A 14,059-nucleotide genomic window follows, 5' to 3' on the forward strand; every position below is an offset into this window, starting at 1 on the left:
GAACTTCACACGCGGGGGTGGGGGCGTAGCGTGCTCGGCTGTGACGACGGGATTTGTCGGGGTGCTGGCCAACCCCTCGGCGGGGCGGGGGCGGCACCGGGGGCTGCTGCCGGGCGTGATGCAGGCGCTCGGGGCCGGCGGGCGGCCGGTGCGGCTGCTGGAAGCGGGGAGCGGGGCCGAGGCGGAGGCGGCGTGCCACCGGGCGGTGGCGGAGGGCGCGGCGGCGGTCGTCGCTGTCGGTGGTGACGGCACTGTTCACCGTGCGTTGCAAGCTGTGGCGGGCGGAGCTGTCGGCTTCGGGGTGGTGCCGGCCGGGACGGGTAACGACTTCGCGAGCGCGGTCGGCGTACCCCATGATCCTTTGAAGGCCGCGGAGGCGATCAGCGCGGCGTTGCGTGATCAGCGGGACCACCGGTTTGATCTGGCCCGGACCGAAGACGCCCAGGGTGAGCAGCGATGGTTCTGCGCGGTGCTGGCGGCCGGCTTCGACGCCCTGGTGAACGAACGCGCCAACCGGATGCGGCGCCCGAAGGGTCCGCGACGCTACGACCTGGCCATCCTGCTCGAGCTGGCGCGGCTGCGGGCGCGCAGTTACACCGTGCACATCGATGACACCGCGCATTCCTTCCCGGCGGAGATCGTCGCGGTGGGTAACTGCGCGAGCTATGGCGGCGGGATGCGGATCCTGCCCGGCGCGGATCCGGCGGACGGGCTGCTCGACGTGATCTTCGCGGCGCCGCTGGGCCGCGTGCACCTCACGCGCCTCAAGCCCCGCCTGCGGCAGGGCACGCACGTCACCGATCCGAGGGTCACCGTGCTGCGGGCGCGCCGGGTGCGGATCGAGGCGGAGGGCATCATCGGGTACGCCGACGGCGAGCGACTGGGCCCGCTGCCGCTCGACGTCACGTGCGTGCCGGGTGCGGTCCGGTTGCTGCGCTGAGTTACGGGTCAGATTCTCCCGGACGGGCCGAACGTGTCTGGCATGACCAACACGATCGGTAGCAACGTCAACTCGATGGCTTCCATGGCGTCGTCGGTCTTCGGCAGCGCGCGTGAGGCGTTCAAGGCGATGGCGGAGGCGGCCACCAGCCCGGAGACCGCCGCCAAGCCGTCCGAGGAGGCGGCCAAGCGGAGCCGCCGCGGGACGGTGCTCGACTGCTACGCCTGAGGGCGGCAAGCTGTGCGGTGTGAATCGCATCCATAACCTTCTCTGCCGCTCGGCCTGGTGGGAGCGGACCGCCCGGGAGCGGCTGGTGCCGTGGGTGCTGCGCGGCACCGACCTGGGCGACCGGGTGCTCGAGATCGGCCCGGGGTTCGGGGCGACCACGCGAGTTCTCGCCGGCGGCGACCACCGGCTGACCGCCGTGGAGATCGACGGGGCGCTGGCCGGGCGGCTGCGGCGCGGCGGCGTGAGCGTGGTGCGCGGTGACGGCACGCGGCTGCCGTTCCCGGACGCGACGTTCAGCGGGGCGGTCTGCTTCACGATGCTGCACCACGTGCCGTCGCCTCAGGCGCAGGATCGGCTGTTCGCGGAGGTGCGGCGGGTGCTGCGGCCCGGTGGGGTGTTCGCCGGGAGCGACAGCCTGGTGAGTACGACGTTCCGGCTGCTGCATCTTGCGGACACGATGGTGACCGTTGATCCGGGGACTCTGCCGGAGCGGTTGCGGGCGGCCGGGTTCTCGCAGGTGAAGACGTCCGTGGCGGGGCGCAGCGTGCGGTTCCGGGCGTTTCTTTAGGCTGCTGAGCACCCGGCCAGGGCGAGAGTGGCGCTCAGGCCGTTGACCCGGCCCGGCTCGGCGGCCGGCAGGACCAGCGCGGCGCATCCGGCCTTCACCGCTCCGGCGTCGGCGGGGGAGTCGCCGACCATCAGGGTGCGCTCGGGGTCCGCGCCGAGCATGCCGCACGCGCGCAGGAAGATCGCCGGGTCCGGCTTGACGCGGCCGATCTCGAAGCTCAGCGCGTACGCGTCGATCAGTGAGTCCAGGCCCCAGCTCGCGAACAGCGGCCGGATGTCGAAGCCGATGTTGCTGACCACCGCCACCTTGATGCCGGCGTCGTGCAGGCGGCGCAGGGTCGGTTCGGTGTCCGGATAGGGCAACCAGCCGTCCGGCACGAGCAGCCGCTCGTAGAGGGCGTCGGCAAGACCCTCCACGTCGGTGTGCACGGTCGACGCCAGGCCCGTGTAGGCGGCGCGGTGACTGTGCGCGTACAGATCCCGGTCGGCCCAGTGCTCGGCCAGGTGCGGCGGCACCCGGTGCGGCAGCGGCCCACCGGCGCGCCCGGCGGTGAGCAGGCGGTCGGCCAGGATGGTGGCCCGGCCACGGTCGAGCACCGCACCACAGGCGGCGGCTGCCGCGACGACCCAGGTCAGGGGATCCTCCACCTGGGCCAGCGTGCCGTGGAAGTCGAACAGCACCGCCTCGACCGGCCGCACGGGATGGGGAGGGTGTTCGTAGGCATCCGGCACGCGTTGCACGATACCGATCGGCCCGGACCGGCCCGGCAGCCACCACCGTGTCGCAAACTGTCATATCCACGAACTAGCCTGGTGGTCATGACGAGTCCCGCCGAACGGTACGCGGCTTCCAAGAGGCGGGCGGCGCGGGTCGCCGAGTTCCCGGCGCTCGAGGACTTCATGCTCGACGTCGGCTTCGACCTCGACGACTTCCAGCGGTCGGCGTGCGAGGTCCTGGAGCGGGGCAGCGGCGTGCTGGTCTGCGCACCGACCGGCGCCGGCAAGACGGTCGTCGGCGAGTTCGCGGTGCACCTCGCGCTGCGGTCCGGCGAGCGCAAGTGCTTCTACACCACGCCGATCAAGGCGCTGTCCAACCAGAAATATCACGACCTCGTGCAGCGCTACGGCGCCGACAAGGTCGGGCTGCTCACCGGCGACAACGCGATCAACGGCGACGCGCCCGTGGTGGTGATGACCACCGAGGTGCTGCGCAACATGCTCTACTCCGGGTCCGACCAGCTGCGCGGTTTGGCGTACGTGGTGATGGACGAGGTCCACTACCTGGCCGACCGGTTCCGCGGCGCGGTCTGGGAGGAAGTGATCATCCACCTCCCGGCGTCGGTCACGCTGGTGTCGCTGAGCGCCACGGTCAGCAACTACGAGGAGTTCGCCGACTGGCTGGTCACCGTCCGCGGGCAGACCGAGGTCGTGGTCAGCGAGCACCGGCCGGTGCCGCTCTGGCAGCACATGCTGGTCGGGCGCCGCATGTTCGACCTGTTCCACGACGCCGACGCGGCCAAGAAGCACGACGTGCACCCCGAGTTGCTGCGCTACACGCGGGAGATGGAGCGCCGCCTCGAGTTCACCGACCGGGCCTCCGGGTGGAACGGGCGGGGTGGTGGCCGGGGCCGCCGCTGGACACCGCCGCCGCGCGCCGAGGTGATCGACCGCCTCGAGCGCGCCGGGCTGCTGCCGGCCATCGTGTTCATCTTCAGCCGGGCCGCCTGCGACGCGGCCGTCCAGCAGTGCCTGGCCGCCGGGCTGCGGCTCACCGACCCGGAGGAGCGCGCGGAGATCCGCCGCATCGTCTCGGCCAAGGTCGCCAGCATCCCGGCCGAGGACCTGTCCGTGCTGGGCTACTGGGAGTGGCTCGACGGCCTGGAACGCGGTGTCGCCGCCCACCACGCCGGGATGCTGCCCGCCTTCAAGGAGGCGGTCGAGGAGTGCTTCGTCAAGGGCCTGGTCAAGGCGGTGTTCGCCACCGAGACCCTGGCGCTGGGCATCAACATGCCGGCCCGCTGCGTGGTGCTGGAGCGCCTGGTCAAGTACAACGGCGAGGCCCACGTCGACCTGACCCCGGGGGAGTACACGCAGCTGACCGGCCGGGCCGGGCGGCGCGGCATCGACGTCGAGGGCCACGCCGTGGTGCTGTGGAGCCCGGACGTCGACCCGCGCCACGTTGCCGGGCTCGCCTCCACCCGGACCTATCCGTTGCGCTCCTCGTTCCGGCCGTCCTACAACATGGCGGTCAACCTGGTCGGCACGGTCGGCGCGGAGAAGTCCCGGGAGCTCCTGGAGAGCTCATTCGCCCAGTTCCAGGCGGACCGCTCGGTGGTCGGCCTGGCGCGGCAGGTCCAGCGCAACGTCGAGACCATGCAGACGTACGGGGAGGACGCCGCCTGCCACCACGGCGACTTCGACGAGTACTTCGGGATCCGTGTCGCCATCGCCGACCGGGAGAAGTCCCTCGCCCGGCAGGGTGTCGCGCAGCGCCGGTCGGCGGCGGTGGGTTCCCTGGAGAAGCTGCGGATCGGTGACGTGATCCGGGTGCCGCAGGGACGGCGTGCGGGACTGGCCGTGGTGCTGGAGCCGGCGGCGAGCGGGTTCGGGGAGCCTCGGCCGCTCGTGCTGACCCAGGACCGGTGGGCGGGGCGGGTCAGCCCGGGGGACTTCGGCGGCGAGGTGGAGGTTCTGGCGCGGGTTCGCGTACCCAAGAATTTCAACCATCGCTCGCCGGGCGCGCGCCGCGACCTTGCCGCGCAGGTGAGCGCGACCGGTTTGGATCGCCACCCGGACCGGCGACGCAGCCGCAACCGCGGCACTCCGGGTGAGGATGCCGAGATCGCGCTGCTCAAGGTGCAGCTGCGGCAGCACCCGTGCCACGCCTGCCCGGAGCGGGAGGACCACGCGCGCTGGGCCGAACGCCGGCACCGGCTGCTGCGCGACACCGACGCGCTGCGGGACAAGGTCGCCGGGCGGACCGGCTCCCTCGCGCGCACGTTCGACGAGGTGTGCGCGGTGCTGACCACCCGTGGTTACCTGTCCGCCGACGGCGAGGTCACCGACGCCGGCCGCACGCTCGGCCGGATCTGGTCCGAGGCCGACCTGCTGGTGGCCGAGTGCCTGCGCCAGGGCGTCTGGGACGGCCTGGCCCCCGACGAGCTGGCCGCGGCGGTCTCCATGGTGCTCTACGAGTCGCGGCGCGAGGGCGAGGACCGCGCCTCCGTGCCGAAGGGCCCGATCACCGCGGCCGTGGACGCCTGCGCCAAGCTGTGGGGGGAGATCGCCGCGGACGAGAGCGAGCACGGCCTGTCGCTGACCCGCGAGCCCGACCCCGGCTTCGTGTGGCCGATGTTCCGGTGGGCCCGCGGTGAGCCGCTCGCCCGCGTCCTCGCCAGCGGCCATCAGTACGACGCGGACATGCCGGCCGGTGACTTCGTGCGCTGGGCGCGGCAGGTCCTCGACCTCCTCGGGCAGATCCGGGAGGCCGGCGCCGCGTCACCCAGCGTCAAGGAGACAGCTCGTAAGGCGGTCACCGCGGTCAACCGTGGCGTCCTCGCGCTGCAGGGAGGTCTCTGACTCCCCGGAGGGGATCGCCGGCTCCCCGGAGGCGATCGTCGCGGATGGTGAATCTGCGTTGACGAGATCTTCCGGACAAATCAAGAATTGCGGGCGGCAGCACAGACGTCGCTGACGGAGATTCCGGGAGAAGGGCGCGATGACCGCGGGCTCACCGCATCTGATCGGCTGGTCCGGTGACGCCCTGACGGACTCGGTGCTGGCGGTCATCGACGCCGACACCGCGGTGATCGAGTTCTCGGTGTGGGGCGGCTGGGACCGTTCGCTGTCCACGCAGGCCCGCACGGTCCTCGACAAGTGCCTGGCCGAACACCCCAGCGGCATCGTCGTCGACCTGCACGAGCTCAGCGACCCGCACGCGGTCAGCGCGCCGCTGTGGCTGACCGCGTGCTCCCAGGCGGCCGCCATGGAACCGCCGGTCACCATCGCGATCTGCACCCGGGCCAACGCGCCCCTGGCACGCCGGATGACCCGGCTCGGCGCCCGGGACTGGCTCGTCCTCTACGCCACCGTCTCGCAGGCCCGCGCCGCCGTCGCCGGGCGGCACGTCCTGCCCGACCGGATGCACCTGGCGCTGCCACCGGACACCGCCGCCGCGATGTCCGCCCGCGGCCTGGTCAACGACGCCTGCCGCGACTGGGGCCTGCAGCACCTGGGCCAGCGGGCCCGCCTGGTCGTCTCCGAACTCGTCGTCAACGCCGCCGAGCACGCCGGCACCGACATCGAGGTGATCATCTCGGCGCGCGGGTCCGGTCCGGCGGCCGCGCTGCACCTGGCCGTCTACGACGGCGACCTGATGCTGCCCCGGCTGCGCGATCCGGTGTCCGGCCCGCTCGGCCCGTCCCTCGTCGACCGCGGGCTCGGCCTGCGCATCGTCGGCGCGGCCGCCTCCGCCTGGGGCGCCCTGCCGGCCCGCAGCGGCAAGCTCGTGTGGGCGATCGTCCGAGCGCGGCCGGAGGTTCCCTAGATGACTGGTACCCGGATCGTGGGTTCCCGGGACGGCGACCGTCTACTGATCACCCTGCGCGGCAGCCTCGACGCGATGTCGGTGAGCGCGCTGCAGACCCAGCTCTACGATCTGGCCCAGGTCTACGACCTCGTCGGGTTCGGCGCCCCGGTCCGCCAAGTGCACATCGACCTCGCCGAGGTCGACTTCTGCGACGCGGCCGGGCTGCGCATGCTGGTGGCGGCCCGGCGGGTGGCCGAGGCCCGGCAGGCGACCTGCCACCTCCATGATCCGCAGCCACATCTGCGCTGGCTGCTGCGAGCCACCCGCGCCGCCGACCTGTTCCACCTGGAGGCCGGCTAGCTCCAGGTGCGGGCGGTGCTGTCGAACAGGGTCTGCTCGCTCTGCACCGGCACGACGCAGAACAGGTGGCCGCCCGGAGCCCGCAGCGTCGTGTGGCCGCCGTGGTCGACCACGACGGCCGCGCCCAGGCCGATCAGCCGCTCCCGCTCGGCCGCGACGTCGTCGGTCTCGATGTCCACGTGGTAGCGCGGCGCGTCACCGACGGCCTGCACGTCCACGGCGAAACCGGCGACCGCACCCTGGAGCTGGATGAACTCCTCCTCGCCCGGCACCGGCCGCGCGGGCGTGCCCAGGGCCGCCGACCAGAACGTCGCGGCGGTCGCGGCCTCCGCGGACGGGGTGTCGATGAACAATCCGAAAAGGCGGCTTCGATGCATGATCCGACCCTAAGGTACTTCGCACACCGTTCACCCCGGGCGGGCAGGATGGAATCGTGAACGACGATCTCAACCTGGCCCGGGCAGCGGCGATCGCCGGTGCCGCCGAAGCGATGCGCCACTACGCGGCTGTTGCCGACCTGCCGCGCGAGGTGAAGGAGGACGGCTCCATCGTCACCCGCGCCGACCGCGCGGTCGAGGCGACGATCCGCTCGGTGCTGACCGCGGCGCGTCCCGGCGACGCGATCCTCGGCGAGGAGGAGGGCGAGACGTCCGGCACCGGCGGCCGTCGCTGGATCATCGACCCGATCGACGGGACGGCACTGTTCGTGGCCGGGGATGATCGCTGGCTCGTGCTCGTTGCCCTCGAGGAACACGGCGAGATCACGGTGGGGGTTGCGGCGGTGCCCGCGCTTGCGCGCATCTTCTCCGCGGCGTCAGGGCAGGGGGCGTACGAGGGACGCCTCGACAACGGCCGCGTCGCCGACGAGGTTCGGATCTCGGTGGCCGCGGACGCCGCCCGCAAGATCTCGGACAGCCGGCTCGGTGTGGTGCCGGCGTGGGGACGCGAGGTGGCGGCGCCTCTGCTGGACGTGGCGGACGAGGTCTCGTGGCCGTTGCACCCGCCGTTGATGATCGCCCGTGGGGACCTGGACGTCGCGGTCCAGACGTGCGGATCGGTGTGGGACTTCGCGGCCACCTCCCTGATCATCGAGGAGGCGGGCGGTTTCTATCGAGGCGTCGACGGCCGGGTGGGTCCCGCGGCGGGGCCGTCCCTGTTCACCGCCAACGCCGACCTGCGGGATCAGGCCCTCGAACTCCTCGCCGACTGATCCCCTCCCGGCCCGTCACCCAGTCTCGCCGTCCCACCCGCGCCCGTCCCACCCGCGCCGCCCGTCCCACCCGCGCGCCCGCGTCCCGTGCGCCCGCCCGCGCCGCCCGTCACGCCCGTCCCGCCCGCGTCCCGCCCGCCCGCGTCTCGCCGGTCCCGCCCGCGTCCCGCCCGCCCGCGTCTCGCCGGTCCCGCCCGTCCCGCCCGCGCGCCCGCGTGCCTGGCCGCGTCGCCCGCGCCGCCCGCGTCCGCTGGCGCGACCGCTCATGTCCGCTGGCGCGACCGCTCATGTCCGCTCGCGACTGCGTGCGCGACAGCTCGCGACTGGATGCGTGACGCGCGCCGCCGCCTCGCGCGATGGCCACGCGAGATTCCTGCGAGATCTTGGAGAGTTGCGCCCGTATTTGAGCCCGAACTCGCCAAGATCTCGCGGCCCGGGAGGCAGCAGCCGTCTATAACGCGAAATTTCCGGCACGAAGCGCCGGATCGCGGTGAGGCGGCACCTGAGGTGGTGCCCGAGGTGGCGGGTGAGGCGGCACCTGAGGTGGTGCGCGAGGTGGTGGGTGAGGCGGCGGGGTGAGGTGGTGCCCGACGTGGCGGGTGAGGTGGGACCTGGGGGTGCCGCGGGCGGTTCCTGGCTGGGGCCTGGAGCCGCCCGCGGCGTTTGGAACTACGGAAGGTGGGGTGTGTTGGGAACGGAGGAGGGGAGGTGGGGGGAGTCGGGGCTGTGCGCGGTATGGGAGTCGGCGGGGGTGGTGGTCGGGGTTGCTTTGGAGGCCAGGGACATGGGTTTCCAGGCGACCGCGGCGATGGCGGCCATGGACAGCGCGGCCAGATAGAACGGCGTGGTCAGGGACCAGACCGTGGCCAGGAGGCCGCCGATCAGGGTGCCCAGCGCGGCGGCGCCGCCGGACTCCAGGAGGGTGTAGACGCTGCCCACCCGGCCGAACAGGCGGGACGGGACCAGGCGCTGGCGCAGCGTCGAGACCGTGACGCCCCAGACCATCGTGTGTACGCCGAAGACGACGATCGCGGCCGCGGCGACCAGCGGGTGGGTGGTGACGGCCAGGACCAGGTGGAAGGCGACCTCGATAAGGAGGCCGGCCCGCAGGACGGTGGTGGCGCCGAGTGAGCGGGCCAGGCGGACGGCGGTGAGGGAGCCGAGGACGCCACCTACGGCGAAGGCGGTCAGCAGGAAGCCGAAGCCCACGGAGGAGAGGCCCAGGCGGTCGCGGGCGTAGAGGACGAACGTCGCGAAGGCCGCGCAGAAGGCGATGTTGCCGAGGCCCATGGCCAGCGCGAGGGTGCGGAGCAGGCGGTGCCGCCAGAGCCAGGTCAGGCCCTCGCCGATCTCGGTGAACAGGCCGCGGCGCGGTTCGGGATCGGCGGCGGGGATCGGTGGCAGGGTCAGGACCAGCAGGGCGGAGACGGCGAACGTGACGGCGTCCAGGCCGAACGGGATCGCCGCGGAGAGTCCGAACAGCCATGCTCCGAGGGGCTTCGCGGCGAACTGGTTGATGACGGTGAACGTGAAGCCGAAGCGGGCGTTGGCCCGGTCCAGGTGTTCGGCGGGCACGATCGCGGGCACGAGCGCGCCGGCGGCCGTGTCGGCGAGGGTCTCGGCCACCCCCAGGACGAACACGACGGCGTAGACCAGCCAGACGGTCGCCTGGCCGGTCGCGACCGCGGCGGTGAGTGCCGCGAGCGCGAGGGCCCGGACCAGGTTGACCGCGACGATCAGGCGGCGGCGGTCGAGCCGGTCCGCCCAGGCACCGCTGATCAGGGCGAACAGCAGCCACGGCGCCTGACCGGCGAAGACGCCGCCGGCGATGAGTGCGGGGTTGTCGGTCAGGGAGACGAGCAGGAGTGGGCCGGCCACCATGGTGACCCCGTCGCCCAGGTTGGAGACCGCCGAAGCGGCCCACAGACGGTTGAAGCCCGCGCCGATACGCGGGCCGAAGAGGGTACGCAAAAGAGCTCCTCGAGCCAGGAAGGAAACGGTCGTCGTGGACCGCTCCGCGGCGAGGAGCGAACACCGCTCGCGTCTCTAGGCGGCGGCGTGCTCTCGCGGCGAAGCGGAGACCGTGACCATGTCGAGGCGCATTACCTCTCCCGTCCGTAGCAGGGGCAGTCCATCACTCGGTGCACCGGCGGCAACTGGTATGACCTTAACCATCGATAAGGATCATTGGATTTCCTAGGGTCGGGTGCAGGTTTCCCCCGTCCCCCGAAGGAGACACCGATGATCCTCCGAAGAGTCATGGCCGCGCTCTGTGCCGTCGCCGCGCTCGGCGGCGTTCAGGCTATCAGCGCCGCGCCCGCGCAGGCCGCCCCGCGTGTCCTGTACTACGACGCGAGCCAGGCCCAGGAGTTCGTGAGTGTGGTGCACCAGGGCGCGCAGATCTGGAACAGCCGGGTCACCAACGTCCGGCTCGAGCCGGTGACCGCCGGGCGCACCCCGAACATCCGGGTCTACGCCGACAACGGCTGGCCGCGCGCGCAGACCACCTCGCTCGGCAACGGCCGCTGGTACATGGGCCGCCAGGCGGTGAACCAGGGCTACTACCAGCCCCGGATCGCCGCGCACGAGTTCGGCCACCTGCTCGGCCTGCCGGACCGCCGCACCGGACTCTGCGCCGACCTGATGTCCGGCAGCAGCGCCCCGGTGAGCTGCACGAACGCCAACCCGAACAGCCGGGAGGCGTCGACCGTGAACAGCAACTTCGCCACCACGGTGGCGGTCTCGCCCCAGGTTTACGCCTGGCAGTAGGAAACGGCTAGCCGGCGGGCGGGGCGTGCAGCGTGATCGTGGTCCAGACGCCGACGTGGACCTGGTCGCCGTCCTTGAGCAGACGCGACTGGCCCGCGCCGAGCGGACGGTCCTCGTCATTGAGGTACGTCCCGTTCGTCGAGCCCAGATCGGAGACCAGCCACACCCCGTCCACGCTCAGCGTCAGCAGGGCGTGGCTGTGCGAGACCCCGGGGTCGGCCGGGGTCTCGGAGAGGTCCAGCTCCGGGTCGGTGCCCTTGGAGGCGCTGCGCCGGCCGATCCGGACCTGCGGCGGGGCCAGGATCACCGTCCGCTCCGGTGAGTCCTGCGGGAAGTCGACCCCGTCGGTCTCGTTGAGGTCGAAGTAGGCGCGGTCGGCGAAGACGGTCGCGGTCCAGTCGGCCGCCACCGCCTCCGAGGGTGCGACCAGCTGCGGGATCTTCCCGGTGGTGTGGTCGAAGCCGCAGTCCTCACAGAACCGGGCGGTCCCGCTGCGCGGGGTGCCGCAGTGCGGGCACTGCGGCCCGGCAGCCGGAGCGGGCTCCGCGAGAACTGCCGTCGGAGCGGATGACGGAGAGGCCGAGGGCTCGGCGGAAGGCGAGATCCGTGCACCGCAGGTGTCGCAGAAGTCGCTCTCCGCCGAGGTGTGCCCCTTCGGGCAGACGTACGAGGTCACTGCGCCCGCCCCACCCGGACCGTCTTGGTCGACCGGGTGTCCAGAGCCATCTCGTCCTCCGCGCTCACCCTGCGCCGCAGCCGCACCGTCCCGGTGGCCGCGTCCTCGATGTCCACCACCTTGGCCAGCAGGTCCTCGGTCGCCTTGTTGCCGCTGGAGTGCGCGAGCTGCGCGGCCCGCCCGAACTTCAGCGTCGCCGTACGATCGTCCCCCGCCTCCCGCGCCGCGATGCCCGCCTGGATCGCCTCCGCCAGCTCCGCCTGCCCGGTGTAGTGGGCGACCTGCCGGTTGATCCGCGTGGACAGCGCGGTGTCGTCCGTCCACACCGCCCGGACCAGCGACTGCGCGTGCACCGTGTCACCCTCGACGATCGAGATCCGGGCGGCGAGCATCTCGTCGCCCGCCGCACCCGGGTTCACGTCGATGCAGACGTGGTAGTCGCGGCTCTCCTGGCCCCAGGCCCCCAGCGGGTACCGCCCGGCGCGCGGCCCGTCCTGCACCCGCTTGCCGGTCAGGTCGACGACCTGCGGCTCGACCTGCTTGACGTACCGGACCGTGGTGTTGACCGGCGTCCAGACCTTGAGCTGCACGTCGGCGCTGGTCTTGCCCATCGCCGAGGTCATCATCTGCTCGAACGCCGCGGTCAGGTCCATCGGCTTGGCGACGATGTCGACCGTGCCGAGCAGCGCGGAGGAGATCTTGCGGAGCTCGGAGACCTTCCAGTTGGTGCCGACACCGCGGCAGTCACAGGTGAACTTGCCGGAGATCGTCTCGAGCACGCTCTCCAGGTAGCCGTACCGCTCGCCGTTGTCGCCGTCGGTGAGCAGGATCGCGTGCGCGATGTCGCCGGGCCGCATCTGGAACAGCTGGGCGGCGAGCAGCAGCCAGGCGCCCATCGCGGTGCCGCCGCCGGGCTGCAGCCGGTCGATCGCCCGGGACGCGGTGGCACGGGTCTCCGGCGTGGCGACCGCGAGCTGCCCGGGGTCCGGGAAGAGCTGCTGGGCGGTGCTCACCCCGGCGATGATCGCGAAGTGGACGCCGTCGTCGATGCACTCGACGGCGGCCTTCGCGGCCTGTCGCGCGGCACCGATGCGCCCCTCGGCCTGCATCGACCCGGACGCGTCCACGATGATGATCTCGGTGGCGCCGGAGGTGCGGCGGCCACCCTCGGCGCCGGTGGACGTCACGGTGACGATCGCGTTGACCTCGCTCGCGCCCAGGGCGAGGTACTCGTTCTGGAAGGCCTCGGCGGTGTACGGCACTGGGGTCTCCTTAACTCGCTGCTACGGGTGGACCGGCACCAGGGCGACGGTGATGTTGTCGGCACCGCCGGCCTTGTTCGCGTACGCGACCAGCGACCGCGCGGCGTCGAGCAGGGCCGAGGGGCCGCTCGCCGACACCAGGCAGGCACGGACCACGTCGGCGAAGGCGCCCGGGTCGGTCAGGTAGTTCCAGAGGCCGTCGCTGCAGAGCACCAGCAGCCCCGGCTGGGTCACGGTGAAGGCGCCGACGCGCGGCCGCACCGGTCCGGCGTCGGCGCCGAGCCAGGCGGTGATCGCGTGGGCCTTCGGGTCGTTCATCGCGGTCTCCGGGTCGACGCCGAGCGCGATGACGTGCTGGGCCCACGAGTCGTCCTCGGTGAGCTGTTCGGCCGGTCCCTCGGGGCCGAGCCAGTAGGCACGGCTGTCACCCACCCAGCCGAAGCCGACGTGCGGTCCGCGGACGGCGGCGGCGACGATCGTGCAGGCCGGGTTGGAAGCGGAGCGGCGGGGGTCACCGGTGTGCGCGAGCGAGGCGACGGCTTCGGCGGCGGCGGCGACAGCGGCGGCGACGACGCCGGCCACCGCGATGGCCGGGCCAGGTTCATCGGTTTCGCTTTTCTCGGGTACGCCGGAAGCGCGCGGAACGACAGTCGTGGCATCCGGGTCGATCACCGTGGTGCTGTCCGAGTCCGTCTCGTCGGCCGTGCTCAGGTCCGTGGTGACGTCGGCGCTCTCCTCCGCGGCCTCCGGCTCGCCGGAACCCGGGTGCTGGGCGACCGCCAGCATCTCCCCGGCCGTTCGCGCCGCGATCTCCGAGGCCGCGTCCGGGTCGTAGGAGGCCGACACGCCGTCACAGACCACCACGTCCGCGGCCGCCTCGCCGACCGCCAGCCACATCGCGTCCTCGTTGCGGTGGTGCCGCCGCCCTCGGTCGCTCACCGCCGCGCCGGCCGCGCCGCCGTCCGCCTCCAGGTGGTCACGGGGCCGTCCGGCGAGCATGCCGCACTCCTCGCAGTACCCGTCCGGGCCGACCGCCTGATGCGTGCCGCAGTGCGGGCAGTCCATCCAGTCCTTCGCCGACTTCTCCGGCTTCGGCGCCGCCGCGGTGCTCCCGGCCACCGGTTCCCCGGCGGCCGGCGGATCGCCCGGCGACGGCAGCTCCACGGCCTCCTCCGGCTCCGGCAACACAGCCGTGACCTCCGCACCCTCCGCATCGACCGCAGGGGCGGCGGGCGGGCCGGCGGGCGGCAGCACGACCGTCGCGTCGGCCGCCGGCAGCGGCGCGGTGGTGTCGGCGCCGTTGGCCGCCGGTAGTGGCGCGGTGGTGTCGGCGCCGTTGGCCGCCGGTAGTGGCGCGGTGGTGTCGGCGCCGTTGGCCGCCGGCAGTGGCACCGTGGCGTCGGCGCCGTTGGCCTCCGGCGGGGCGAGTTCTCGCCCGCACACCTCACAGAACGCCGCCCCGGCCGCGCGCTCGTCGGCGCATGCGGTGCAATCGGTCAGGATCATCGGCGTCGTTCCC

General features: G+C 72.7%; 14 protein-coding genes. 8 read left to right on the top strand and 6 right to left on the bottom strand.

What is annotated here, in order from left to right:
- Window positions 1-40 precede the first annotated feature (40 nt).
- From AB0M02_RS13720 to AB0M02_RS13730, 3 genes are read left to right on the top strand one after another with little or no spacing between them, the layout of a single operon-like run.
- Entirely contained in the window at window positions 41-940 is a 900-nt protein-coding gene (locus tag AB0M02_RS13720) for a diacylglycerol kinase family protein (protein ID WP_364225790.1), read from the top strand.
- 42 nt (window positions 941-982) lie between these two features.
- Window positions 983-1,168, top strand: coding sequence for a hypothetical protein (locus AB0M02_RS13725; RefSeq protein ID WP_364225793.1), 186 nt, complete (start codon window positions 983-985; stop codon window positions 1,166-1,168).
- A 19-nt stretch (window positions 1,169-1,187) separates the two neighbouring features.
- Window positions 1,188-1,736, top strand: a complete 549-nt coding sequence (locus AB0M02_RS13730) for a methyltransferase domain-containing protein (RefSeq protein ID WP_364225795.1) — start codon at window positions 1,188-1,190, stop codon at window positions 1,734-1,736.
- Here the strand turns inward: AB0M02_RS13730 and AB0M02_RS13735 are convergent.
- A complete protein-coding gene (locus AB0M02_RS13735; protein ID WP_364225798.1) occupies window positions 1,733-2,467 on the bottom strand; it encodes an HAD-IA family hydrolase in 735 nt (244 codons plus the stop codon). The genes AB0M02_RS13730 and AB0M02_RS13735 overlap by 4 nt on opposite strands.
- 87 nt (window positions 2,468-2,554) lie before the next feature.
- Between AB0M02_RS13735 and AB0M02_RS13740 the strand changes: the two genes are divergently transcribed.
- The 3 genes from AB0M02_RS13740 to AB0M02_RS13750 all read left to right on the top strand — a co-directional run bounded on the left by AB0M02_RS13740 (window position 2,555) and on the right by AB0M02_RS13750 (window position 6,623).
- A complete protein-coding gene (locus AB0M02_RS13740) occupies window positions 2,555-5,314 on the top strand; it encodes a DEAD/DEAH box helicase (protein ID WP_364225800.1) in 2,760 nt (919 codons plus the stop codon).
- Between the two features lie 139 nt (window positions 5,315-5,453).
- On the top strand, window positions 5,454-6,281 hold the full coding sequence (locus tag AB0M02_RS13745) for an ATP-binding protein (protein WP_364225803.1): 828 nt from the start codon (window positions 5,454-5,456) through the stop codon (window positions 6,279-6,281).
- Complete coding sequence (locus AB0M02_RS13750; protein WP_364225806.1) at window positions 6,282-6,623, top strand: STAS domain-containing protein; 342 nt, start codon at window positions 6,282-6,284, stop codon at window positions 6,621-6,623.
- Here AB0M02_RS13750 and AB0M02_RS13755 read toward each other — a convergent pair.
- Window positions 6,620-7,000, bottom strand: coding sequence for a VOC family protein (locus AB0M02_RS13755; protein WP_364225809.1), 381 nt, complete (start codon window positions 6,998-7,000; stop codon window positions 6,620-6,622). The genes AB0M02_RS13750 and AB0M02_RS13755 overlap by 4 nt on opposite strands.
- A gap of 56 nt (window positions 7,001-7,056) precedes the next feature.
- Here AB0M02_RS13755 and AB0M02_RS13760 point away from each other — a divergent pair, with 56 nt between their 5' ends.
- Window positions 7,057-7,833 carry an inositol monophosphatase gene (locus AB0M02_RS13760; RefSeq protein ID WP_364225812.1) on the top strand — a complete coding sequence of 259 codons (777 nt, stop codon included), beginning with the start codon at window positions 7,057-7,059 and terminating at the stop codon, window positions 7,831-7,833.
- Window positions 7,834-8,502: 669 nt separating this feature from the next.
- On the opposite strand, the gene AB0M02_RS13765 is transcribed toward AB0M02_RS13760, so the two are convergent.
- The gene (locus AB0M02_RS13765) at window positions 8,503-9,804 is read right to left on the bottom strand and encodes an MFS transporter (protein WP_364225814.1); all 1,302 of its coding nucleotides are present in this window, start codon (window positions 9,802-9,804) and stop codon (window positions 8,503-8,505) included.
- A 270-nt stretch (window positions 9,805-10,074) separates the two neighbouring features.
- On the opposite strand from AB0M02_RS13765, the gene AB0M02_RS13770 reads away from it, so the two are divergent.
- Window positions 10,075-10,602: a snapalysin family zinc-dependent metalloprotease gene (locus tag AB0M02_RS13770; protein WP_364225817.1), complete on the top strand. Its 528-nt coding sequence runs from the start codon at window positions 10,075-10,077 to the stop codon at window positions 10,600-10,602.
- Window positions 10,603-10,609: 7 nt separating this feature from the next.
- On the opposite strand, the gene AB0M02_RS13775 is transcribed toward AB0M02_RS13770, so the two are convergent.
- The 3 genes from AB0M02_RS13775 to AB0M02_RS13785 are packed head-to-tail and all read right to left on the bottom strand — an operon-like array spanning window position 10,610 to window position 14,046.
- Window positions 10,610-11,278: an FHA domain-containing protein gene (locus tag AB0M02_RS13775; RefSeq protein ID WP_364225820.1), complete on the bottom strand. Its 669-nt coding sequence runs from the start codon at window positions 11,276-11,278 to the stop codon at window positions 10,610-10,612.
- Entirely contained in the window at window positions 11,275-12,540 is a 1,266-nt protein-coding gene (locus AB0M02_RS13780; protein ID WP_364225823.1) for a VWA domain-containing protein, read from the bottom strand. Before AB0M02_RS13780 ends, AB0M02_RS13775 begins: the two co-directional genes overlap by 4 nt.
- A 21-nt stretch (window positions 12,541-12,561) precedes the next feature.
- On the bottom strand, window positions 12,562-14,046 hold the full coding sequence (locus AB0M02_RS13785; protein ID WP_364225825.1) for a protein phosphatase 2C domain-containing protein: 1,485 nt from the start codon (window positions 14,044-14,046) through the stop codon (window positions 12,562-12,564).
- Window positions 14,047-14,059: the final 13 nt, after the last annotated feature.

Source organism: Actinoplanes sp. NPDC051861, from assembly GCF_040681145.1.
Lineage (GTDB): Bacteria > Actinomycetota > Actinomycetes > Mycobacteriales > Micromonosporaceae > Actinoplanes.

Excerpts from the sequence above, each read along its gene's own strand:
- AB0M02_RS13750 (WP_364225806.1), top strand. The coding sequence starts at position 6,282 with ATGACTGGTACCCGGATCGTGGGTTCCCGGGACGGCGACCGTCTACTG.
- AB0M02_RS13740 (WP_364225800.1), top strand. The coding sequence starts at position 2,555 with ATGACGAGTCCCGCCGAACGGTACGCGGCTTCCAAGAGGCGGGCGGCG.
- AB0M02_RS13785 (WP_364225825.1), bottom strand. The coding sequence starts at position 14,046 with ATGATCCTGACCGATTGCACCGCATGCGCCGACGAGCGCGCGGCCGGG.
- AB0M02_RS13770 (WP_364225817.1), top strand. The coding sequence starts at position 10,075 with ATGATCCTCCGAAGAGTCATGGCCGCGCTCTGTGCCGTCGCCGCGCTC.
- AB0M02_RS13725 (WP_364225793.1), top strand. The coding sequence starts at position 983 with ATGACCAACACGATCGGTAGCAACGTCAACTCGATGGCTTCCATGGCG.
- AB0M02_RS13755 (WP_364225809.1), bottom strand. The coding sequence starts at position 7,000 with ATGCATCGAAGCCGCCTTTTCGGATTGTTCATCGACACCCCGTCCGCG.
- AB0M02_RS13745 (WP_364225803.1), top strand. The coding sequence starts at position 5,454 with ATGACCGCGGGCTCACCGCATCTGATCGGCTGGTCCGGTGACGCCCTG.